We start from the raw sequence: 24,004 nt of genomic DNA, 5'->3' as shown, positions 1-24,004 counted from the left end.
CAAGCTTTTTTCATAGGGAAAATTATTATACTCAATTACTAGCAACTTGATATGCTACATGTCGTTTCTCAATTCGTTCCTCAATTTCTTTCATATTTTCTTTATTATTTAATAGTGATTGTTTATTTTCAATTAATAATTGTTTAAAAGATTTTCTCACTTTTTTTCTCATTTTCATTGTCCTCCTTGGGGGATGATTTATATAAAGTGAAACTTTAATCAGTGGGGGTTTTCTTCATCCCCCACTGATTATTAGTTGAACCAATCGGACTTTTATGGGCAGTTGATCCCCCACCTAACTTCTTTGCTTTCACTGAATTTTAAGATGGGGGTCTTACTGCCCATTAAAGTGGGATAAAAGATAATGAATTATCTGGTTGTTCTTATAATAATTGATTGTTGTGAATTCCATTTGAACTTCACATGAAAATTACGTTTATTTTCTGACAACTTTGTGAACACTCAAAAAAAGAGATTCCCCTAAAAAAGTCTATAGTTGTTTCATTCAATTACATCAATCGCCATTTGCATCATCTTATATCGGTTTATATTATCTAAACGTTTATATATCACAATCTAAATTTCATATATTTTCACTTATTAACATACTGTTTTCCAAATTAAAAAAGAAGGTGTCACCTAGTCTAAGTTCGACTTATGCAACATCCTTCTTTTCAACTATTTACAGCATATTGATTAATATTTCAGGTCTTCCCCAATTCATTTCTTCACAAACGAATCGTAATTTTTCTTCATCTATTGTGTGTAATCCTTCTTCTAGTGAACATGAAATAGGAACTTCACAATGAATTTGTGCCAATTGTAATGAAATATTTAAATTCTCTAAATCACTTTCAATCTTCGTACGTTGCGCTTTCGTTAATGATGTTATGTTTTCTAGTACAGCTGATACTGTTCCGTGTTCTTGAATAAGCTTATACGCTGTTTTTTCACCAATACCTTTTACACCTGGATAATTATCACTTGTATCTCCCATAAAAGCTTTCGCATGAACAATTTGCCACGGTTCTACACCTTTTTCTTCCATAATTTTCTCCGGTGTGTAATACTCGTAATTTCCAATTCCTTTGCGCAGAAGCATAACTGTAACGTTCTTATCAACAAGCTGAAGTAAATCCGTATCACCTGTTAAAATATAAACTTCCGCTTCATTGCAATATTGTTTTGCTAGTGTACCGATACAATCATCCGCTTCATACCCTTTCAGACCGATAACTGGAACAGATAATTTTGCAGTCATTTCTTGCACTAGATCAAATTGCGGAATTAATTCTTCAGGCGGCGCTGCACGATTTGCTTTATAATTTGAGAACGATTCTGTTCTAAATGTTGTACTTCCCATATCCCAGCATGTTACGATATGTGTCGGTTCAATTGCTTGTATTGCCGTTAATAAATGTTTCATATAACCATGAATCCCATTTGTAGGGGTACCATCTTGTCGTTTCATAAACTGTCCATAGACACTTGTTGCATAAAAAGCACGAAATAATAGTGCCATACCATCAACTAATAATACTTTTTTCATAATTCCTCTCCTACCAAAAAAATAATAACCTCACGTCATCACGTAAGGTTATATAAATAGATTACCATTCTACGTTTTTCAACTTTGTCTATTATACATTGTTTTTGTATATTTAGCATCATTTACACATTAAGACGTTCTACTACAACAAGTATGAAGAATCCCTGTATACGTATTTTTCCCAGTTGAAACTACTACAGCTTTCGCATTTCCACCAACAATATACGTTCCTTTGAAACATACATTTTCAAGTTCAAGTGGATTATAGTCTTTCATTCTTTTTAAAGGAATAAATCGTTTGCGCTCAAGATGATAGCAGCTTTCAAACTTCTCAATACTCGCATCATTTCCTGTTAGTACAGATTCATTTACTAATAAATCATTTGCATAAATGATACGTACATCTGCTGGTACTGTGTCACCTTCTGAAAGGAAAATTATATCCCCAGGAACAAGCTCTTGTACTGGCAAATCCATCATTTTTAATTCACCATTTAAACCTGTTACACTAGAACATTCTACTCGAGACACAGTAATCTTTTCACATTGTAATCCATCTCTCACATGTTGTTTTGAAAAACCTGGGATCATTCCACTTAGCTTCATCATTACTTCCGCAATACGAGCTCTTTTTGAAGTTAATTCATTTCGGCCGTATACTTGAATACGTTTTTGTGCCTCTTTCATAGATAATCCATCTCTTGTTGTTTTAAAATACGCAAATACAGATTTTACATCTCTCGTTGCGATTTCAATTAATAAATCTTTATTTTTTTGAAGCAATGTTTGTTCTTTCATTGATTTTTTACTTAATTTATATGACGTGTTACCCACAGTTTTGTTTGCATATAACATATTATCGTCTCCTCCTTTACAACGTAGGAAGAAACGCTTTGTTTCTCAATTTATCTACTTTACTGTGAAAGTATTTAGCGCTTAAACATACATATAAACGCTACATGATGATAAATATAAAGGGAGGAACAAGTCGTTTCCTGCCTACATCATATATTTTTGATTTGAAGTATATGGGTAACGGAACCGAGTCAGAATTTGACATGCTCCTCACCTCCTCGTTTTATTTTATAGTTTATACTATGAAATTACTCATAGCTTTGCAACAAAAAGACCTTTACTCCGAAAAGAGTAAAGGCCATGACATACACAAATAAACGATTCCTAATACAATTAGAAATCTACGGACCTCTCCCTCGCCGAGTTTTAGCACTGTATAGCATAGGTACATTACCAGCTACGTTAAGAAAAACCTTAATTCGATCATTCCTGTTGACCCATTGGCGTCTCTCGACATTTTTGGGCAGTAGCATTTCTCTATACAGGAGCCTCACCTAACAGAGACTTATTTTTATTACATAGAAAATGTTACTCTTATTTAAAATAGATGTCAACAGTAGCCTACATTTTTTTCGAAAGGTATAACAAACTAACCTAGATATAATAAAAAACTTTACGTTTAAACGTAAAGTTTTTAATAAGTTATACAACCAGCAATTACAATCCCAATTGAAAGCGATAAAAACATAAGAAAAAGACCGACCGCTTGATTATCTTCTTCAAGACTTTTATTTATATTAAAGCGTGGTGTAAGCCACTCAGCCAAGTAAAAGACGATAATTTGAGCCAGAATCCCAACCGCTCCCCACGAAACCATATCAAGAAGTGAAATGGAATTAGCCGCTGTCGAATATAGAACAATAGCTAACCCAAGTAATCGCCCTCCAAGTACATAGCTTACTGCCTTATTCCCTTGGGCCATTAACTTAAATTCTTTTACTTTCGTTGTCACTTCCATCAGGAAAAGACCTATGCATAAAAGACCAAGTGTTACTGCTAAATATAATAAAAAATTAATCATATACTTCCTCCTTTTTTATACCTACTGGTAAATAGTACGATTCATTCCCCGTAATTTTTTCACCAGCACGAATACCAATACTACTCGCTTTTCCAGCAATTAAAAATGAACCAAACACATACGACAAATTCTCCATCCCTTTTTCTGTTTCCAACAATACGACTGGAAGTTCTGTATACTTTTGAAATATCGGCAGCGACGCTTTATACGTTTGGTATGTATTTTGAAGCATAATATTTTCGTCCTTATCGCGAATCGTAATTGTATCTCCCTCTCTACCAAATGAAGGTTTTTGAACGAAAGAACCTTTTCCTAAAAATAAATCTGGTTCTAAATATGTAGGTAACATATATTCTTTAATCCACTGTCGTTCCTCATTTGTATAAAAGGCCTCTTCTTCTGCTAGCCCCCAAATAAGACACTGAATTGATTTTGGCTGAAGTAAAAATGATGACAAAGGATTTATAATAAAAAGCTTTCCAGATTTCACAAGTTGCAATAGCTCCACACCAACCAAATCTCCAGTTTCAGGATCTTGATCCTCAATTAAATCTTCTATTGGATATGTTTGGCGGTATAAAACATCAATTTGCACTCCATCCCTATCCACTAAAGCATCTTTTGTAATTCTAAGTTCTGACATTGGTACTACTTTATTTTCAACACGGCATAACTGACTTAAATACATAGTCGTATTCCAATCCTCAATATGCTCATGATGCGCTGTAAAAACAACATTTGGGTTGTCTCTTCCCTTTGTCGCTTCCATTACAGCTTTTGTAACACCAGAGGATAGCAATCGCTCTTGACCTAAGTTTGGATCATCATAACCTAGCTTTTTACAAACTTCCCCATTCATTTGAAAGCATTCCATAATAAAGGTAGGTGTATCACTATTAAACTCAAGCATTTTAATTTGGTTATCGCCTGTTAAAACGAAATCAAATCGTGAAATAACAGATTCAGGATATAATCCTTTCATTCTAATGAACGATAAGCTTGCGAGGGGAAATCCAAGTTCAAGAAGCTGTTCGTCACTTAAATTACGCAAAAGTCTAGCGGTCTTAAAAAATATTTTCCCCATTCGTTCAGTTGCTAATTGCAATTGTTTCCTAGTCTCATTTGTTATAGAGAAAACATGAAATAAGCTATACTCACATTCATATAGATCCGACCAGAAATCCGGATATATCGAATAAAACTCTTTTCGATCCCTTATGTACTGCGACATATTTTAGCCCCCAAATCCTCCCTTTGAACCGCTTCCAATCCCCCCTTTAAATTCGGCAGACGATTGATACGATTTAAACGCCGATGAATTTTTAAAAGTGGATTTATTTTGATAGTATGTTCCGCCATAGAAATAATGCCCACGATAACCTGAACTACTATCATCACACTGCCATACCCCAAGTTCATCATCCCAATCCCAATCTGAACAACTTTTATCATTCGGTTTTGGGGGAAGATCTTGTGCGCAGCCAAATAAGGTGCCAGTCATTAAAGACGTTACGACACCACCTACTAGCCATTTCGTTTTTGTCACCTTCGCACTCCCCTTTTTAAATTCTATTCCTATTATATAGGATGTCATGATAAATCGGTTTTGAAATTAGAGAGCTAAAGGATACAAGTTCAAACTTGATTGAAAGTAAAGATGTATGGAACTATGAAGAAATTTTACCATCTCTTCATTCAGATATTATATATATTCAGCGCGACGGCATGCATATGGAGTTTACTTTAGATTCAAGAGAAATTGATGAAGACAGAAAATGCTATATTTATTACGGAAACTTCACAGGTGAATCGAGATAACATGGATATATGTATGCAACAAAAAAACCTTACGTATAAAACGTAAGGTTTTTATATAGCCCCACATATGCCGTTCTCTCTAGATGTCCATAAACCTGCTCTCACAGGTGGATGCTCTCACAAATGTTTGTAACTTCCTTCTTAAAAAGATGGCATGTTAGCTACATTTAAATATTGAACTTCCATATTAAACTTATTGGTTTAAGACATGCATAAGCTACGTACACCGTAGGAATTTTATATAATGTTAGTTGAAATAAGACCCCCGCACGTGCCGCTCCTCGTAAATGTCCAAAAACCCGCTACTCGCAGGTGGATGCCCTCACAGTTACCGTACATCTTCCTCCACAAGGAAGGCTTGATGATGGTCGCTAAATATTGAGCTTCCGTATAACTAACATCGGTTTTAGACATAAATAAGTTACGTACACCGCAGGATGTATTATTTACTTGTCGTTATATTATCACATTGTTTCCAATGTGTAAAATACAAAGTTTTTCGAGCAATCTCTTGCTTGTGACCTTATTTTAATACAAATTATTTTTGCATGCAAGTGATTAATCTTCTTCTTTTGCAATTTGATTTTCTGGATAAGAAATCCAATCACTCCAGCTACCTGCATACAATTTAACATTTTGGAATCCAGCTAATTTCAATGCAACGATATTTGGACATGCTGTAACACCAGAACCACAATATACAATTGTTTCCTTATCTTTCGAAAGATTTTGGAATCGTTCTTGTTGCTGAGCTTCATTCTTAAATTGTCCTGATTGCAGCATTCCATCCTTCCAAAAATAATTTACTGCTGTTGGAATGTGTCCTCCTTTCGGATCAACAAGTTCCTCTACACCAGCATAACGTTTTGGCTCTCTAGAATCAATTAACGTAACATCTGCACTTGCATAAATATTCTCTCTCACCGTTTCCATCGTTACAAGCATATGATTTTGTACATTTGCTTTGAATGCTTTTCGTTTAGTAACAGAAATTTCCGTTGTTACCGGTAGTCCATTCTCTTTCCATGCTGGAAATCCGCCATCTAATATATATACTTTCTCATGTCCTACATAGTTTAATAACCACCAAAGACGAGAAGCATTTGCACCCGCTTCACTGTCATATGCAATCACTTTCGTATGTTCATCAATACCAGCTTGCGAAAGCTTGTCTGCAAACTCCTCAATATTCGGTAACGGGTGGCGACCACCATGTTCTGTTATAGGACTTGATAAATCTACATTCAAATCAAAATATAATGCATGAGGAATATGTTCTTCCTCATACTTTTCTCTACCCCAATTAGGATTCGCTAAATCAAAACGACAATCGATTATACGGACGTTCTCATCTTCTATATGCTCACGTAACCATTCGACTGTAACTAACATCTTTAACGACCTTCTTTCTCTTTCAAACGACTTACATACTCCATAACCATTTCTTTTGTAACATATTTACGCTCTAGTGTAACACCATTTTTTGCAAGAGCATTAATTTGCTTCGTTACAACATTAATGACATCAACCGAAAATTCTTTCCCATTTGACGCAAGAGATACGGCTGCTTCAATAGCTGCTTCACGCTGCGCATCTAATTGTAAACATGCTTTTACACTTTCATTTTGTTTACGAGAATGTGCTGTAATTGCTTTATGTACTTCCATCTTCTCTTCCCCCTAAATAAGTTATACGTTCTGATTTAATTCCATTGCAAGCCGAATCATATCACGGCATACAATCCCATTTTCAATAATCTCTTCTTCATAATGCTTCGAAAAGTAATCAAAATCAATAGAAAAAATACGAAATCCACATTTTTGATATAAAGCAAGTTGTGAAACACTAGAATTGCCTGTACCAACTTCAAGTTTTGACATACCATATCCTTTAGCAGTTTCTATAGCATGACTTACTAGCTTCTTTCCAATGCCTCTTCCTTGCAAATGCTCTACAACCGCAATATTCATAATTTCCATCGTCTTCGGCCTTGTTTCCAAAATCACATATACACCGATTACATTATCCTCTTGCTTAGCTACGTATGTTAATCCTCTTTGTACATATGCACCAATTTGCTGTTCACTTGGATCGGCAAGTAGTAATAAAGACTTCGGTATAGCTTCTTTTGAAATACGTTCTATTACAACAGTCATAAAAAATTCCCCCTTCTCTATTGTTCTAAACCCTCCTTGTCTACCATAAGTAATAGAAAGGAGGGATTCACCATGGACAACAATGAGAAAAAATGCAACGTCATCTCTATTGATGGAAAGAAGAAGAAGAGCGACACGTATTCCTATCCAAAATTAGTAGTAGAAAACAAAACATATGAATTTTCTTCGTTCGTCTTATGCGGTGAAACACCAGACGGCAGACGACTCGTTCTTACTCATATGATTTCTACCGATGAATTTGCTGGGTTTGTCAAATCTTTAGATACTGTACTACAAAAGAAAATCGAACGAATCTTTTTCTCATAACGACTACATCACATACATTTCTTTTTCAATCTCTACTAATTGCTTTTGCAATTGTTCTTTACTTTGTTCATATAGTGATACATCAATTGTTTCAGCCAATGCAAATAATACACTTTCATAATAATTCATCACATCTTGCTGCATCACTTTTTGGAATAAGTTCCATTTCAAATCCCACTCTTGCTTATAATGATGAACAAATAAATCTTTTTCATCAGCTACATAGTTTGATACGAGAGGTTCTAATACAGATTTAGCGTCTTCTTGCATAAAGGCTTTGTCATTCTTTTCAAAAAAGCTTTTCTCGTTTTTAAAGTGTGCCAATGCTTTTTTGAAATCTTTTATTTCAACTGAAGGGAACGGTTCTTTATGTGTAATATCTTTATATTCATATTCCACTGTTCCATTCATAGAAATTGATTCATTTTCTACTTTACAGTTCACCACAATTTCATTCTTTGCACGCTTCATCGCTTCATCTATCCATTTTTCAAGGCGTAATGATGTCGCACGCATTTCTTGTAATAAATCATGCTGAATAAATGCTACTAATTCCATAACACACTGCTGCAACTGCACTTTCACATTTCCATCCGTTCGAAGCGATGCTGGATTAATAAATTCAGTAAACACATCGTTATAGCGTAGGAATAGACGTTGTTGCACGTAATAAAGCAATTCTTTCACTTCATTTTGCATCGCCTGTTCTTCAGCAAGCACACTATATGATGAAATAATATGAAGTAGTTGATCACGCTCTGCTTCATATTTTTTCGTTTGCTTCTCTTTCTCTTCATTCCCCTGCTTTGCACCATTTATCATATTTACTAACAGCTGATCTGCCCCTTGCAATGCACCATATAAAGCATGAACAGATACGAGCATTAAATCTCTCATCATAAAGGATGTAAATGATTCCTCGAACTTAGCAATCCCAGAGTTTTGTAAAATACCGTACTTCTCTTTTTCAATATTTTTCCCTTGTTTCTCTTCAAGCGCACATAAACTTGAAATTGCAAATAAACGCGGATTCCTAATACCGTATTGCAGTAGCTGATCTGCGATATAACCTTTTACCATTTCAAGCTCTTCTTCAGACTCTGCTAAATCTGCCGCATTAATTAAGAAGAACATTTTATCAAGAGCAAAAGTATCCTTTACACGACCAAGCTGAATTAAAAATTCACGGTCAGCACGAGAGAACACGTGATTATAATACGTGACAAATAAAATAGCATCTGCGTTTTTAATATACTGGAACGCAACGTCTGTATGGCGGGCGTTAATAGAATCCGCTCCAGGTGTGTCTACAAGCGCTACTCCTTGCCTTGTTAATGCACAATCATAATAAAGCTCCATGTACTCAACAAAACAAGATTTTTCTTCATTCGCTACATAATCAGAAAACTCATCTAATGTAACTTGTACTTGCTCACCTAAATGCGCAGAAACCGTATCATACCCTTTTTGTACCGCTCGTAAAAAGCTAAATGTTGTTTTTTGCTTTCCAGTTGGTGAAGGGTATTTCATAACTTTATCAATCTGTGCTAACGCTTCATCTAACGTAGTAATCTCATAATGAAACAGCTTATAAACAGCTTTCATATCTTCTAATAAGGCTTGCTTTGATTTAAATTGAACCATTACTGTTCCGTGTGGTTTTTCCTCTGTAACTGGCAAAATTTGATTAATCGTTGCCGTCGTCGGATTTGGTGACACAGGAAGTACTTTTTCACCAAGCAATGCATTGGCAAATGATGATTTCCCAGCACTAAAAGCTCCAAATAATGCCACTGTAAATTGTTTCGTTTCCACACGGCGCCTTTTTTCTATTACCTCTTGCTGTACATGTTTTAGCGCTGGCAATGGCTCTAATATCGTTTCAGCTTTCTTCACTTTCTCTAATATACGCTGAATATTTAAAGCTGCCGTTCCTTTTATCTCTTCCTCACGAGCCGCTACGTTATCATTTACAATTTCCTGCTCTTGTAGTGTGAATTTCTCACTAACAATTTGTTTTTTACTTTGCAATATTTCCTCTACTTGCAATCCTTCTGGTGTAGCAACACGATCATGCCAAATATTTTGTAAATAGCCTTCATATGCCTCCAAATTGTTACTGTATTGCAATTGTGTTTCTTTCGCAGTTTGCAACATCGTATATGTTTCAATCTCTTCTTCAACACGATCAACTGCTTCTTTTACCTTTTGCTTTAAAACGACTGCACTTTTATCAAAAATTTGCTGTGCTTTTGTAAAATAACGTTTCTTTAATTCATTCGCTACATCCGCTGTATAAAGAAGTAAGTAATCACCTGTGAAACCTGCACCTTGTTTAATTACTTCCGCTAACATTTCTGGTCCAAAAGCAATTTCTAAAGCATATATGTCTTTCCCAATCTCTTCTGTAAACAACCCTTCTTCTTTTAAGAAGGCAACAATAAATTCTTTCACATGAAAATCAAGTTGCGTTTCGACAGTCTTTTGCAAAGCAGCATAAAAAGCATCTAAACGTCTCTGTTTTTCTTGCTCAGTCTTTCCTTTCGCAAATAGCAAACCAACTTTAAATTTTGTTAATTTCGTTTCTAAGTACGCATTTGCCAATTCTCTCATTTCAAATGGCATTAAATACGCGTTATCTAATATAGCTTGTAAGCCCTTTATAAATTCATTTCTCATTTGAGACTCTTTATTAGCCTCGCGATGTTTCATTTCCGTTAGCTCTTCTTTCTTTTCAACTATTTCTGAAATGGAAAGCGGTGATGCTAACTCTTCCTCATATTTCAAAAGAGCTTTTTCATTTTCAGAAAGAATAAACGAGAAATGTTCCCCCATTAAATATTCTGTTTCTCGCTCCATTCCATCTCTTACATACTGCTCTTTTTCTTTCATAATAGAAGTAATTAGCGTTTCTAGGTTTTCAATTTCATTATGTGGATGGTTCATCATTCGTAATGATGTATAATAAACTCCATCTACTTCAATATCCCAGTTAGAGAATGATTGTTTTACACTATCTCTATAATCCGCAAACGATAATTCATTTTCTTTATGTTTATCTATTTGATTTACAACGAGATAAACCGTTTTATTACGTTGTTTCAATTCTTTAACAAATTGTAAATTCACTTCCGATTGGACGTGATTATAATCCATCATATAAAAAATCACGTCTGCTAGATGCAGCGTTGATTCTGTCGCTAGTTGATGGGCATCATCTGTTGAATCAATCCCTGGTGTATCAACTAACATAACACCTTCAGGAATTGGCGCATCATTCCGATAAATATGAACACCAATTACCTCATCGCCATCTTTACAAATTTGTTTTAATTCTTCTGCTGAATATGCACCGTCATATTCGTACTGCTCTCCAGATTTAATCGTTACAACAACACGATCAAATCCCTTTTCAATTTTAACGACGTTAGCGCTTGTCGGAATTGGACTTGTCGGTAACAACTGCGCTTTATATAGATGATTCATCATCGTTGATTTCCCTGCTGAGAAGTGACCGCAGAATGCTATCATAAGCTGCTCTCGTTTATATTTTTGAATTACTTCAAACAACTTTAAGCTATTCTCTGCATCGCCGTGTTTTTGCCACTCTTCATAAAAACAAACAAGTTTTTTCATACCGTTTGTCTGTACTATGTTTGTCATCCCCTTGTTCCCCTTTATCCAAGATGTATATGCTATTTGCAAGCTAATAACCAGTGAGAAATGCACCTACTCATTGATTATCTTTTCACTTTACTATCATACTAAATTTTCAGCATATTCTCATTAAAAATAAAAAATCCCTTTCATTCTTTTTACAAATGAAAGGGATTTTATGTAATATCACTCATTTTGCTGTTCCTACTCCATTTAAAACATACTTTGCAATAACTGCATATACAGCGACTGTACCTGCTACTAATGCATATACCATACTCATGCACCAACCTTTTTTGATAATGATTATCACTTTTGAATACATTTTATCATTAAAGAGAATCATTATCAACACTTTTTCATAAAGAAAGCCCCTTATAAGAAGGAGCTTCACTGCCTGTTTTGAAAAAAGGTAAAACTTGTTGTGCACTCTTATTATATCTCATCTTACATAACTTAATAGTTAAAAAAAATGGAAATCCACCCTATACCCTCCATCTTACATTTTGTATAATAAAAGGGAATTACTTAACAAGGAGGAAAATAATGACACAAAATATTTCACAAGGCGAGAGGATACACTCCATCGATATTATTAGAGGAATAGCTGTACTTGGTATTTTTCTTGTGAACTGGCCTGTTATCGCCGGGATTGACTCACGTGATATTACAGGAATTTACGAAGGGATAGACAGCTACATTCGCCTATTTTACGATATGTTTATTCAAACAAAGTTTTATACTATCTTTTCGTTTTTATTCGGCCTAGGATTTTACATTTTTATGACTCGTGCTGAAGCGAAAACAGATCGACCAAAAACTTTATTTGTTCGTCGCTTACTTATTTTATTATTATTTGGTTTCTTACATTACGTTCTTTTATGGGACGGAGACATTTTACATACTTATGCAATTACCGGGTTTTTCTTATTTTTATTTTACAAAAGAAAGCCACGTACTATTTTAATATGGTCAATTGTACTATTAAGTTTCATGCAACTGTTCTCATTATTAGGTTCTCTTCTCATGTTAATCGTGCCAGTAGAGGAATTAGGCCTTTCCACAGCAATTATGCCGTTAGAAAACTGGGGCTTACAAATCACAGACCGATTCCATTCTTTCTATTCTGAAGCAATACGTAACAGTCTTATTATGCTTCCTGAAACACTAGGATTGTTTTTACTCGGATTATATGCCGGTAAAAAAGACATTTTCCGCCGTGCTAAGGTATTAGATCCAAAACTTAAAAAATGGCAAATCATTATGTTCATTTTAACATTACCGATGTGGTTTATTATGGTTTACTTCTTTATGAACAATCAACCATACACACCATTTTCACTTATGGGTATTACGATGATAAGCGGAAAGACATTATTCATATTCTACATTTTCACGCTCATGCGTTTATTACAAAAAGAAAAATGGCAAAAGATATTACGTCCGTTCCAGTACGTTGGTCGAATGGCATTAACAAATTATATCTCGCATACAATTGTTACGTTGCTTGTATTCGGAATATTGTTCAAAAATGATTATCTTGCTCCATTATGGGTAGGACCACTATTTTGCATCGGTTTCTACACGCTGCAAATCTTTATTAGCCGCTGGTGGCTGTCACGTTACCAATACGGGCCACTTGAGTATATATGGCGCCTTGGTACGTACGGAAAGATGATGCCACTTAAAAAGAAAAGCAAGGTCTCGTAAGCAACACAAAAATAAAAGGTTCAAATCGCATGCGATTTGAACCTTTTATCAATTTTACGCTTCTCTTACCGCACTTTGTATCGAAACTGGTTCATCCTTTACTTTCACTTTACGCTGCGGCACCATATTAAATACGATATTTAAAAGGACTGCTGACGCACTTCCAAGTACGATTCCGTTATCTGTTAAAATACGAATGCTTTCTGGAAGTTGTGAGAATAATGTAGGAACGACAGTAACTCCTAGTCCAATTCCGACAGAACATGCAACGATTAATAAGTTTTCTTGTCTTCCAAAATCAACGCTACTTAACATTTTAATACCATATGCCATTACCATACCGAACATCGCTAACATCGCACCGCCAAGTACTGATTTCGGAATGATTGTTGTAATAGCGGCGATTTTTGGAATGAACCCAAGAACGATTAACATACCACCACACGTGTAAATAATCACGCGATTTCTTACTCCAGTTAATTGAACAAGCCCTACGTTTTGAGAGTATGTTGTATACGGAAAAGCGTTGAAAATACCACCTAACACCATCGCTAATCCTTCTGCACGATAACCTTTTGTTAATTCTTTTTCACCAATCTTTTTATTGCAAATATCAGATAATGCAAAGTAAACGCCTGTCGCTTCTACAATCCCTACGCAAGCAACGAGAATCATCGTAATAATTGGCGTTAATTCAAATGTTGGTGTACCGAAATAAAATGGCTGGATACCATGGAACCAACCCGCTTCTCCAACCGCTTGCAAGCTTACTTTCCCCATAAATGCTGCAACGATTGTACCGAACAATAGACCTAGTAAAATAGAGATTGAACGAATAAATCCGTCAAAGAAACGATACATAATGATAATAAATAGTAACACACCAAATGCTAATGCTAAATTTTCAAGACTACCAAAATCTTTACTTCCTACTCCACCAGCCATATCATTAATAGCGGCAGGAACAAGTGTAACTCCAATTACGGTAACGACAGATCCTGTTACAACAGGGGGAAACAGCTTTACAAGCTTTCCAAATAATTTCGCAAAAATAACAACGAATAACCCCGCAGCAATAATCGCTCCATAAATAGAGGATACGCCGTATTGTTTCCCGATTGCAATCATCGGGCCAACCGCTGTAAATGTACAACCAAGTACAACTGGAAGTCCAATACCGAAAAAGCGATTTGATAATGCTTGTAAAATTGTCGCAACGCCGCACATTAATAAATCAATTGAGACTAAGTACGTTAACTCTTTTTGATTTAAACCAAGTCCGCCGCCCACAATAAGCGGAACGATAATTGCACCAGCATACATTGCAAGCATATGCTGCATACCAAGTGATGCGATTTTAAATGGATGTTGTTTCATCGCTTATTTCACCTCCGCAGTTTCATGCTGTACAAATGTAACTGTGCCGTTATCAAGTGATGCAATTTCTGCTAGTGATTCAACACGAACTCCTTGTTCACGAAGCTTCTTTCCTCCATCTTGAAATGCTTTTTCAATAACAATACCAATACCTGCAATACTTGCTCCGGCTTGCTCTACTAAACTCATTAAACCTAAAGCAGCCTGACCGTTTGCTAAAAAGTCATCAATAATTAAAACGCGATCACTTTCATCGATATGATTTCGAGATAATGAAATTTCATTCGTTTCTTGTTTCGTAAATGAATATACGTTTGCCACATACATATTATCTTGTAACGTTAACGATTTACGCTTTCTAGCAAAAATTACTTTTACACCAAGTTCTAATGCAGCCATAACCGCTGGTGCAATACCTGAAGATTCAATCGTCACGATTTTTGTAATGTTCTCTTCTTTAAAACGTTTAGCAAATTCTTTTCCGATTTCTTGCATAAGTACTGGATCAATTTGATGATTTAAAAAAGCATCTACCTTTAATACGTCACCAGATAAAACCTTTCCTTCGTTCAAAATCTTTTCTTGTAATACTTTCATGTTTGTTCCCCCTCTTATGCAATAAAAAAACTCCAAAAGCCGCCACCACTCGTTACAAGTGAGAGACGCGCTTTTGGAGTTTCGCAAAAAAAGAATGCTAAACAAGCAAATATATTCGTCCTCACTCATAGTCAAAGTATTTACGGTACTTCGGTAGAAACTTGCAGGCCATATCCCCGCGATTATATGAGTGTAGCTAACTATTTATTTTATAGAAGGATTATAACGTACTTTTTATACTTTGAAAAGCTTTTATTAATAAAACACGGACAAATTTTATAAAATCATCATTTTCGTTCGAGTTTTGTAAACTCTTTCATTCCAAATTACAACTTCGTTAAAATGATCGGTCCATCTTCTGTAATCGCAATTGTATGCTCATATTGAGCTGATAATTTCCCATCCATCGTTTTCGCAGTCCATCCATTTAAATCTACTTTCGAATATCGCATACCTACATTGACAATTGGCTCAATCGTAATTACCATTCCCTCTTGTAACTCAGGCCCTTGTCCCGGCTTACCAAAATGAAAAATTGCTGGTTCTTCATGAATCTCTTTACCAATTCCATGTCCCGTAAAGTCTCTTGCGACAGAAAAACCTTCACTTGCTACATAACTTTCAATCGCATAACCAATATCTCCTACATGATTACCAATTATCGCCTGATCAATGCCTTTATACAAAGCATTCTCAGCTACTAGTAACAACTTTTCTGCTTCATCAGAAACTTTTCCAACTCTATACGTCCAAGCAGAATCTGAAAGACCACCATTTAAGTTTACTACCATGTCAATTGTTACAATATCACCCTCAGTTAAAGGAACATCGGCCGGAAACGCATGACACATTTCATCATTTACAGATGCACATATCGCATATGGATATCCGTTGTACCCTTTCTGCTCAGACGTTGCACCATGCCGTTCTAAATATGCTTCCACAAACGTATTAATTTCTTTTGTTGTAATACCTGGTTTCATTATTTTCGCAATTTCTCTATGACATGAAGCAAGTAACTTTCCAGATTCATGCATTACATCTATTTCATTTTTCGTTTTAATTGTAACCATTCTACCTCTCCTGACTAAACTTCACATTTACTACTGAAATTCAATCATACACATCCTCTATCAAAAATTCAAAGCACCCAATTACAAAAATATTATTTATTTCTACATCAAAATAAAAAACAGAGGAGATTCTTCTGTTTTTAATCATTTTTACATATATAGTTCATTTTCAAAAACTCAAAATAACTACCGTTTGTTTTCTGTATAAACGTCCCAACTGCTTCAAACCCTGCCCTTTTATACACTTTAATTGCTCTCTTATTAAATGTAGCTACTGATAGTGTTATATACTTGCATCCGTATTTTTCTTTACTAAAAGCTAGTCCAGCGTTTACGAACTGTAATCCAAATCCATTTCCAGTTATATTAGGTTTCATTCCAAGACCTATATCAACCGTCCCATCATTTATTTTACAAACAGTAAAATAACCAATGAGAGTGCCATTTCCCTTCACAGAAAAGGTATGATCCCCCCTACTCTCATCATGTAAAAATTCAGCTAAATCTTCTTCATCTGCCTCTATATCATAAAAGGAATATTCCCCTTCATAATGCCAGTTGTATGCAATTTCTTCTGCTTCTTCTTGCGTCATTACTGTATATGTATAATCCATTTTTCTCCCCCCTTTAAAAAAAGAGCTGCAAGTAAGCAGCTCTTTTTATAACTCGTAAATTTCTTTATACTTCGCTTCTAAATAATCTGCTAAGTAATTTGCATTTAATCCTTCACCTGTTACATCTTCTAAAATTTCAAGTGGCTTTTTCGTTTTACCGTATTGGTGAATATTTTCTGTTAACCATTCACGAATTGGTGTTACGTTTCCTTCTTCTAATAATGCATCAAAGTTCGGAATGTCTTTTAACATTCTTTGCTTAAATTGCGCTGCATACATATAGCCAAGCGCATAAGATGGGAAGTATCCAAATGAACCACCAGCCCAGTGAACATCTTGTAATACGCCTTGTGCATCGTTAGCCGGGCGAATTCCTAAATATGCTTCCATCTTATCATTCCAAGCCGCTGGCAAATCTTTCACTTGTAATGTACCATCAAATAATTCTTTCTCAAGTTCATAACGAACCATGACGTGAAGCGGATATGTAAGCTCATCTGCTTCTATACGAATAAACGACGGCTTCGATTCATTAATCGCATCGTAAAACTCATCTACTGATAAATCATTGAATTGACCATCGCTATACTCTTTTAATAAATCATAATTTTTCTTCCAGAATGATTTATTACGACCGATAAAGTTCTCAAAGAATAATGATTGTGACTCATGAATACCCATAGATGTTCCACTACATAGCGGTGTACCTTCAAATTTCTCTGCAATATTCTGCTCATATACAGCATGACCACATTCATGAATTGTGCCAAACACAGCCATACGGAAGTCTTTTTCGTCATAGCGTGTCGTAATACGAACATCCCCTCTATTTAATGTGATCTCGAATGGATGTACCGTTTCATCAAGACGACCTGCTTCAAAGTCATAATTTAATTGCTTTAATAGCTCTAATGTAAAGTTTTTTTGTTTTTCTTTTGAAAAATGTTCCGATAAAGCACTTGTCTTTAATCTCTTTTGCGACTCCGATATTTCTTTTACGAGCGGTACGATACGCTCACGAAGTTGACCAAATACGTGGTCTAATACTTCTACCGTAATACCCGGCTCATACATATCTAATAATGTATTATATTTATATGTTTCGTAACCCCAATATGTAATGAACTTCTTTTTAAATTCAACGATTTGTTCTAAATACGGACGGAACATTTCGAAATCAGATTTTTCGCGAGCTTCTTCCCACACACTTTCTGCTTTCGCTTCTAATTTCACATACGCTTCATATTCCGCTTGTGGAATTTTCTTATTTCTATCATATTCTTTACGACACTCTTCCACCATTTTCTTCGTCGTTTCAGAAAGTTTGTCTTCACTTATTAAAGCTTCAAGCTCTGTTAAATAGTTCCCCATCTCATCTGAAGTCGACATAGCAAATACTTCTGATGAAAGCATGCCAATTACTTCTGAACGCTGGTCTACACCTTTTTTAGGCGCACCTGTTCTCAAGTCCCAAAACATTAAGCTTAATGCTTCTCCATAATTCTGTATCTTCTTCACATATGTTAAAAATTGTTTTTCCACTTCATATGTAGCTACTGTCATCCTATAAAAACCTCCTTTTTCTACCTCAAACTTAATTCGACACGAAAATCCAAATTCCTTTTATAATAGAAAAAAAGCTTGGCAAGCGCCAAGCTTTCTCCTTATAATTCTTTACCTTCTACTGGTAGTACGTTTTTCACCGCTTCTACCACTTTCTCATCTTCTGTATCAGATAAGAAGATTGATATAGCACCTTTATCGTCGCTCGTACGAATTAAACGGCCAATCCCTTGACGAAGACGTAAAATCATATATGGTACATCTACATCCCAGAATGGGTCATTTACGTGTTTACGCTTCGCTTCAAACACAGGATCGTTTGGAGGGAATGGTAATGACCAAATAATAACATGTGATAATGATGAACCAGGAATATCTAAACCTTCCCATAAATGAACGGCACAAAGTACAGTCTCTTCTTCATTTTGGAAACGAGAAACGAGCTGACTAATTTCTTGGTCCCCTTCATATAAGAACGGAACTGACATTTGTTCTTTACTTACATATTCTTTAAACGCTGCAAGCTCTTGTGTTGTACGGAATAATACAAGTGTACGTCCATTTGTTTTCTGTATATTTTCAAGTGTATATTGACACTTTCTTTCCCATTCATTTTCTTTCGTATGCGATAGTAAGTTTACTGCCATTTGCTCTTCGTAATCAAACGGTGAGGCAACTGAGAATGATAAGTAATCTTTTACCCCTAGGCTATTTGCTGTAAATGCAAATGAATCGTTGTTAGATAATGTAGCAGAAGAGAAAATATACGGGATTTTCTTCGAGAATACTTTCTCTTGTAATACTTCTTCAACTGCACGCGGCATAATTACTAACGTGAAGGCTCCATCACCTTCTTCACCCCATGTAATTACATTTTTCTCGTGCATAAATAGACGCAGCGAGTGCTCTAATACATCTAAATGTTCATCAACGATATTTAAATCATACGTGTTTACTGTATGCATTTCACTTTCAAATACTAATGCATCACCGACTTCACCAATTTTCGCATAAAGTCGCTTCGCTTCAGCCGTTACTTTTTCTGTCACAGTAATTTCTAAACGATCAGAACCGGCAATTTCTTTTTTATTCTCTTGTAACACATCAAAGAATCGCTCTGTTTGCCAAATTGTTTCTTCTACTAAATGCGCAAACTCCTCGCGAATATCATTTTGTAATAATCTCGTTAAAAGTTGCTCCATCATCGTTTGCTTTAAACGATATGTTAAAGCTTTTTGAGCTGCATACTCCACAAGATGTCCTTCATCAAATACAACACAACTACTTTCTGGTAATAATGGAATTTGTCCTTCACGCTTACGAGCATCATACGTCCAAATATGATCCATATAGAAATCTTGAGAGCAAATAATTAAATCTGCTGCTTTACGATAATGTTCACGTGATAGAGTTTGCCCGCAACGATGTCGAGAATCACAAGTGAAGCAATCTTGGAAGTAATCCCAATTTACTTTTGACCATTCCTCGTCATTTAAAAGCGGAAATTCTTTTCGGTCACCATAGTGAGTAAAGTTTTGCATCGTACCGTGGTCAAATACAAACTGCGGTAATTCGTAGTATACATCTTCAATTACTTCTGGAGCTCGTCCACTCATAACATCTTCAAGTTTACGTAAACATAAATAATTATCCATCGATTTCGCAAGTCTTACATCTACCGATAAGCCTAATGCCTCAGATAATTTAGCAATGTCCCCTTCTTCTTTCACAAGCTGCTCAATTAATGTTTCATCTGCACAAGCGATAATCGCTGGCTTTCCAGTATAACGTGCATAACAAATTGCATATAGAAGATATACAATTGTTTTCCCGGTTCCTACACCCGCTTCTGCGAACATTACTTTCTTTTCTTGGAAAGCACGCTCTAATTGAAACGCCATAAAAATTTGTTCATCACGCTCTTCAAAGCCTTTTTCCGGAAGGATGTCGTAAAACACATCTCCAATCCACTCATTCAACTTATCATAAAAATTGTCTTGTTTCCCTACTTCAAATGGTAATCTCTTCTCAGTAAACATCCTTAGCCTCCAACCAAAAAGTTTTTCTATAAAAGATATAGCAACTGCTACTCATATGTGCGCAGCCACTTTCCCCTGTTGCAATACATGGAAATACACGAAAAAAAATTTTCCTTTCGAAAAAGGAAAATTTTCTTCTATATTAATGACTTTAAATACCGTTTATCTATCGCTGTTTCATGCGAAAGAGCTAACAAATATTCTTCTTGTGCTTTTTGTATTTCATCTACAATCGCACCTTCGTTATCCACTTCTTTTCCGAGCTCATCATACGTACGGTGAATAGCTTTTTGAATCATTGATAATTGGAAACTATCCATATCAGTTCCTCCTTTACGCATTACATAATAGCCAGTATATGCGCGCTAAAGGAGTTTTATACTATGAATTACGAGGTGGACGTTTTCCGAAGTATTGGTAGTAATCTGTACGGATAAATCCATTAAACAGTTTACGTTTCTTCGATGCATCTTTTCCGTAGCACTTCTCAAATGCTTCGTAACTTGTTAATACATACGTCGACCATGTGTCTAATGGACGGAATACTTGTCCCATTTCTTTATACAGTTGTTCAACAAGTGCTTTTTCACTTAAACGTTCTCCGTATGGAGGATTCGTTACAACATAGCCATAATCCTCTTTTGTTGTGAAATCTTTTACTTGCATTTGTTTAAATGTAATTAAATCACCTAAACCTACTTCTTCTGCATTATCTTGAGCAACACGTATCATACGATGATCAATATCTGATCCAATGATTTGCAATGGTTGATCATAGTTCGCTAAATCTTCTACTTCTTGACGAGCTTCACGCCAGTTTTGTTTACCAACCCAGCCCCACTCATCCGATGCAAAACCACGGTTAAAACCTGGTGCGATATTTTGTCCAATTAATGCTGCTTCAATCGGAATTGTACCTGATCCGCAGAAAGGATCCACGAAAGGACGATCTGGCTTCCAGTTTGTTAATTTAATTAAAGACGCAGCTAATGTTTCTTTTAAAGGAGCTTCCCCTTGATCCACACGATATCCACGTTTATGAAGTCCAACACCGCTCGCATCGATTGTTAATGTTGCGATATCTTTTAACATTGCAATCTCAATACGGAATAACGGGCCATCTTCTTCAAACCAAGTTGTACGTTTATATGTTGTTTTTAATTTTTCAACGACAGCCTTTTTAACGATACGTTGGCAATCCGAAACACTGAATAACTCAGATTTTAAAGATTTACCGATAACAGGGAACTCACCGTTCTCTGGAATATAATCTCCCCAGTTTAATGCTTTCGTTTTCTCAAACAGCTCATCAAATGTTGTCGCTTTAAATTCGCCAACTTTAATTTTCACACGGTCCGCAGTACGTAACCATAAATTCGTGCGACAAATCGCCTTTTCATCTGCTTCAAATGTTACTTTGCTGTTTTCTACTTGGCATTCATAACCTAGATCACGAACTTCTCGGGCAACTAAAGCTTCAATACCCATTGCCGCTGTTGCGATTAAAGTAACTTTTCCCATTTGCATTCACCTCTTATGTATATTCAAACAATAATTAATAGCTATTTCTCCTATTAATTATTACATTTTACGAAGAATTTTCTCATTAACCATTTTAACTCATCATTTATAACTTCATACAAATAAAAAGCCCTCCTCTAACAAAGGAGAGCTGAGTTATTTCATAGTTGGTTCATAACGTTCTGTAAGCCATGTTCTGTTCCTTTGTACTGCAAACGGCCCACGCCTCGTACTCCGGTGGCAATCATCTATCTACAGGTTATACAACCTGTCCTTTCCCATCGTTCATTTCCTTGGAAAAGATTCCCCTACCATTATTTGGGTTTCTCGCTCGTGGGGTTTACCTCGTTCCACTCCTATCATTTCTTCAAGGACTTCGTCACTGTGGCACTTTAAAGGTAGTCAAACCATATCCGAAAGGACTTAGGTTTTTTCCCTGCCGTTAAACCAGCCTTACAGCCAGAATACCCTAGCTTATGAATTGGCTAGGCACGAACACTACAGCCATCTCAGGCCGTGCGAGCATGGACTTTCCTCTACAACGTTGGCGTTGCAGCGATTACCCAAACGTTATGACATCCATTAGTATAGTGGAAACAAAAAGATTTTGCAATGTTTTTTTCTATGTAAAATGCTTTAACCTTTTTATCACCAGAAATTATTCGTATAACTTGCTTCCAAATACAGCTTTTTCTAAATTCGATAGACGTTTTAAAATGTCCGTATTCGTGTTGTTATATACTGGTTGCGCAACTGGTGTTTGTACAGGTTGTTGCGGAACTTGCGTTGCTGCTAGCTTTTGTTCTTCTAGTTCACGCTTTAAACGAGCATTTTGTTGCTTTAATTGCTCAAATTCCTTGTGGAAAGCTTCATAATCTTTAATGATCATATCAAGAAACTTGTCTACTTCTTCTTGTTGATAACCTCTCATACCTGTTTTAAATTCTTTTTCTAAAATATCTTTCGCCGTTAATTTAATTTTATCCGAAATCATTTTCTTCACCTCAAATTTTTGCCAAAACTTTCATTAACTAAATTTTTTCAGAAACAATGCTTTTTGTCAATCATATATACGAGTACTATATTACATATTACTCAGCATTATTCCACTGTTCCTCTTCTATTATATCTTGTAAATCGGAAAAAAGAATGAAATAACTGTGATAATTTTCTATTTCTCCTTTTTTCTTTGCTGCTTCTACAATATATTTAGGACTCCCTGGTTTTTCTTCATCATATACAGCTAAAAGCGCATCACTTTTTTCAATAAAAAATTGATTTTTTAATTTAAATTGCTCTGGGCTTTCGTACTTACGTTTCGTGATACTATCAACATGGTCTGCTTGAGAGAGAATAAACTCGTAATATTCACGGTTATCTTCCTTCCAACCCTCTTCTTGTTCTAAAAATGGAGTAAATACCGCTAATTTTAAATCTGGATATTCTACTTGTATTTCAAAAACAACTTCAGCAGCCCATAATTCTACACCTAACTGGCCACTTATTATAACCCACTCTAAACCATCTTCTACAAAAGCAGTTAATTTACGACGCAACGCCTTTTTTATACATTCTACTCCTGGATGATCATTTTTAAATATTCCAAGTTCAAATGGCTTATATCCTGTTACTGCAATAACTTTCATATCAACACTCCAATTACAAAAAAAGAACTAGCATTTCGCTAGTTCTAACATATCATTTACTTTTTAAATATTCCACCAACGTTTGGTCCAATATTTGGTCCAACTGGTGATACATTGTTTGGTAAAAATGGTGATACATTAGGTCCTGGTCCAAACGGTGATACATTCGGCCCTGGTCCAAATGGAGATATTTGATGACCGTGGTGATGATGTCCATGACCACACGGTCCACATCCGCCGAACCCTGGATCGATTGGGTCTACAACATTTACATTTGAGTTTGTTTGTGGGAAGAAGTTTTGGTTTTTAATTTGTTGATGGTGTACATGTGTTGTATGCGTTGGGAAAATGTGTGGCACCACCGTTGTTGAAAAAGAATGTGTTACGCATTGTTTCGTCGGATGAATGACAGGAGCAGTCGTACAAATAGGTCCTGTAGGCTTATGCCCTCCAAAGCAAGGATGACAATGATGCATAGTTT

At 35.7% G+C, this 24,004-nt stretch carries 23 protein-coding genes, 3 other RNA genes, 1 pseudogene and 2 riboswitches; of the genes and pseudogenes, 3 read left to right on the top strand and 24 right to left on the bottom strand.

Translation table 11 applies throughout. The features are described 5' to 3' along the window. Window positions 1-31: 31 nt before the first annotated feature. The 6 genes from MKY00_RS08500 to MKY00_RS08475 form a co-directional block, all read right to left on the bottom strand. The gene (locus tag MKY00_RS08500) at window positions 32-172 is read right to left on the bottom strand and encodes an FbpB family small basic protein (protein WP_001228043.1); all 141 of its coding nucleotides are present in this window, start codon (window positions 170-172) and stop codon (window positions 32-34) included. Between the two features lie 510 nt (window positions 173-682). After that, the gene (locus MKY00_RS08495) at window positions 683-1,549 is read right to left on the bottom strand and encodes a 5'-3' exonuclease (protein ID WP_016717039.1); all 867 of its coding nucleotides are present in this window, start codon (window positions 1,547-1,549) and stop codon (window positions 683-685) included. A gap of 129 nt (window positions 1,550-1,678) precedes the next feature. Then, complete coding sequence (locus tag MKY00_RS08490; protein ID WP_000964962.1) at window positions 1,679-2,404, bottom strand: P-type ATPase; 726 nt, start codon at window positions 2,402-2,404, stop codon at window positions 1,679-1,681. A gap of 343 nt (window positions 2,405-2,747) precedes the next feature. After that, window positions 2,748-2,913: riboswitch (M-box (ykoK) riboswitch) on the bottom strand. 125 nt (window positions 2,914-3,038) lie between these two features. Further along, complete coding sequence (locus MKY00_RS08485) at window positions 3,039-3,425, bottom strand: DUF350 domain-containing protein (RefSeq protein ID WP_000606860.1); 387 nt, start codon at window positions 3,423-3,425, stop codon at window positions 3,039-3,041. Then, window positions 3,418-4,656, bottom strand: coding sequence for a glutathionylspermidine synthase family protein (locus MKY00_RS08480; protein ID WP_016717038.1), 1,239 nt, complete (start codon window positions 4,654-4,656; stop codon window positions 3,418-3,420). The genes MKY00_RS08485 and MKY00_RS08480 overlap by 8 nt, the downstream gene beginning before the upstream one ends. A 3-nt stretch (window positions 4,657-4,659) precedes the next feature. Beyond that, the gene (locus MKY00_RS08475) at window positions 4,660-4,971 is read right to left on the bottom strand and encodes a hypothetical protein (protein WP_000169022.1); all 312 of its coding nucleotides are present in this window, start codon (window positions 4,969-4,971) and stop codon (window positions 4,660-4,662) included. 53 nt (window positions 4,972-5,024) lie between these two features. Here MKY00_RS08475 and MKY00_RS08470 point away from each other — a divergent pair. Next, a pseudogene (locus MKY00_RS08470) lies at window positions 5,025-5,243 on the top strand (hypothetical protein); the annotation flags it as partial. Window positions 5,244-5,297: 54 nt separating this feature from the next. On the opposite strand, the gene ssrS (MKY00_RS08465) reads toward MKY00_RS08470, so the two are convergent. The 5 genes from ssrS (MKY00_RS08465) to MKY00_RS08445 form a co-directional block, all read right to left on the bottom strand. Next, window positions 5,298-5,481, bottom strand: a non-coding RNA gene (ssrS, locus tag MKY00_RS08465) — 6S RNA. 21 nt (window positions 5,482-5,502) lie between these two features. After that, window positions 5,503-5,685: non-coding RNA, 6S RNA (ssrS, locus tag MKY00_RS08460), on the bottom strand. Between the two features lie 116 nt (window positions 5,686-5,801). Next, window positions 5,802-6,635, bottom strand: a complete 834-nt coding sequence (locus tag MKY00_RS08455; protein WP_016717036.1) for a sulfurtransferase — start codon at window positions 6,633-6,635, stop codon at window positions 5,802-5,804. Between the two features lie 2 nt (window positions 6,636-6,637). Next, window positions 6,638-6,910 (bottom strand): YpbS family protein, encoded by a 273-nt coding sequence (locus MKY00_RS08450; protein WP_000451811.1) that lies wholly within the window; start codon window positions 6,908-6,910, stop codon window positions 6,638-6,640. Between the two features lie 21 nt (window positions 6,911-6,931). Continuing rightward, window positions 6,932-7,399 (bottom strand): GNAT family N-acetyltransferase, encoded by a 468-nt coding sequence (locus MKY00_RS08445; RefSeq protein ID WP_016717035.1) that lies wholly within the window; start codon window positions 7,397-7,399, stop codon window positions 6,932-6,934. 72 nt (window positions 7,400-7,471) lie between these two features. Here MKY00_RS08445 and MKY00_RS08440 point away from each other — a divergent pair, with 72 nt between their 5' ends. Continuing rightward, window positions 7,472-7,726, top strand: coding sequence for a DUF3931 domain-containing protein (locus MKY00_RS08440; RefSeq protein ID WP_000369740.1), 255 nt, complete (start codon window positions 7,472-7,474; stop codon window positions 7,724-7,726). 3 nt (window positions 7,727-7,729) lie between these two features. Here MKY00_RS08440 and MKY00_RS08435 read toward each other — a convergent pair whose 3' ends face one another. Further along, a complete protein-coding gene (locus tag MKY00_RS08435; protein ID WP_000182149.1) occupies window positions 7,730-11,389 on the bottom strand; it encodes a dynamin family protein in 3,660 nt (1,219 codons plus the stop codon). 540 nt (window positions 11,390-11,929) lie between these two features. Between MKY00_RS08435 and MKY00_RS08430 the strand changes: the two genes are divergently transcribed. After that, window positions 11,930-13,093, top strand: a complete 1,164-nt coding sequence (locus tag MKY00_RS08430; protein WP_016717034.1) for a DUF418 domain-containing protein — start codon at window positions 11,930-11,932, stop codon at window positions 13,091-13,093. A gap of 54 nt (window positions 13,094-13,147) precedes the next feature. Here the strand turns inward: MKY00_RS08430 and pbuX are convergent, their stop codons facing one another. From pbuX to MKY00_RS08370, 12 genes are all read right to left on the bottom strand, one after another. Beyond that, window positions 13,148-14,470, bottom strand: coding sequence for a xanthine permease PbuX (gene pbuX / locus MKY00_RS08425; RefSeq protein ID WP_016717032.1), 1,323 nt, complete (start codon window positions 14,468-14,470; stop codon window positions 13,148-13,150). 3 nt (window positions 14,471-14,473) lie between these two features. Continuing rightward, complete coding sequence (locus MKY00_RS08420) at window positions 14,474-15,067, bottom strand: xanthine phosphoribosyltransferase (RefSeq protein WP_000866487.1); 594 nt, start codon at window positions 15,065-15,067, stop codon at window positions 14,474-14,476. Between the two features lie 108 nt (window positions 15,068-15,175). Then, a riboswitch (purine riboswitch) is annotated at window positions 15,176-15,277 on the bottom strand. Window positions 15,278-15,393: 116 nt separating this feature from the next. Continuing rightward, window positions 15,394-16,140, bottom strand: a complete 747-nt coding sequence (locus MKY00_RS08415) for a type I methionyl aminopeptidase (RefSeq protein ID WP_000256355.1) — start codon at window positions 16,138-16,140, stop codon at window positions 15,394-15,396. 140 nt (window positions 16,141-16,280) lie between these two features. Then, on the bottom strand, window positions 16,281-16,754 hold the full coding sequence (locus tag MKY00_RS08410) for a GNAT family N-acetyltransferase (protein ID WP_016717031.1): 474 nt from the start codon (window positions 16,752-16,754) through the stop codon (window positions 16,281-16,283). A gap of 45 nt (window positions 16,755-16,799) precedes the next feature. Beyond that, window positions 16,800-18,317 carry a carboxypeptidase gene (ypwA, locus tag MKY00_RS08405; RefSeq protein WP_000215092.1) on the bottom strand — a complete coding sequence of 506 codons (1,518 nt, stop codon included), beginning with the start codon at window positions 18,315-18,317 and terminating at the stop codon, window positions 16,800-16,802. 101 nt (window positions 18,318-18,418) lie between these two features. After that, window positions 18,419-20,356 (bottom strand): ATP-dependent DNA helicase, encoded by a 1,938-nt coding sequence (locus MKY00_RS08400; protein ID WP_000493699.1) that lies wholly within the window; start codon window positions 20,354-20,356, stop codon window positions 18,419-18,421. A gap of 137 nt (window positions 20,357-20,493) precedes the next feature. Beyond that, entirely contained in the window at window positions 20,494-20,676 is a 183-nt protein-coding gene (locus MKY00_RS08395; RefSeq protein ID WP_016717030.1) for a DUF3921 family protein, read from the bottom strand. 61 nt (window positions 20,677-20,737) lie between these two features. Continuing rightward, entirely contained in the window at window positions 20,738-21,877 is a 1,140-nt protein-coding gene (locus tag MKY00_RS08390) for a THUMP domain-containing class I SAM-dependent RNA methyltransferase (RefSeq protein WP_000521235.1), read from the bottom strand. A 180-nt stretch (window positions 21,878-22,057) separates the two neighbouring features. Next, window positions 22,058-22,448: RNase P RNA component class B (gene rnpB / locus MKY00_RS08385), an RNA gene on the bottom strand. Window positions 22,449-22,535: 87 nt separating this feature from the next. Beyond that, complete coding sequence (gene gpsB, locus MKY00_RS08380) at window positions 22,536-22,871, bottom strand: cell division regulator GpsB (RefSeq protein ID WP_000622429.1); 336 nt, start codon at window positions 22,869-22,871, stop codon at window positions 22,536-22,538. Window positions 22,872-22,968: 97 nt separating this feature from the next. Then, on the bottom strand, window positions 22,969-23,523 hold the full coding sequence (locus tag MKY00_RS08375; protein WP_000862921.1) for a DUF1273 domain-containing protein: 555 nt from the start codon (window positions 23,521-23,523) through the stop codon (window positions 22,969-22,971). Window positions 23,524-23,579: 56 nt separating this feature from the next. Continuing rightward, entirely contained in the window at window positions 23,580-23,999 is a 420-nt protein-coding gene (locus MKY00_RS08370) for a CotD family spore coat protein (protein WP_000546263.1), read from the bottom strand. Window positions 24,000-24,004: the final 5 nt, after the last annotated feature.

Origin of the sequence: Bacillus sp. FSL R9-9834 (assembly GCF_038006905.1) — a bacterium.
Classification (GTDB): Bacteria; Bacillota; Bacilli; order Bacillales; family Bacillaceae_G; genus Bacillus_A; species Bacillus_A pacificus.
Note: the sequence above shows the minus strand (reverse complement) of the source record. Positions and strands in the feature narration are given on the sequence as shown.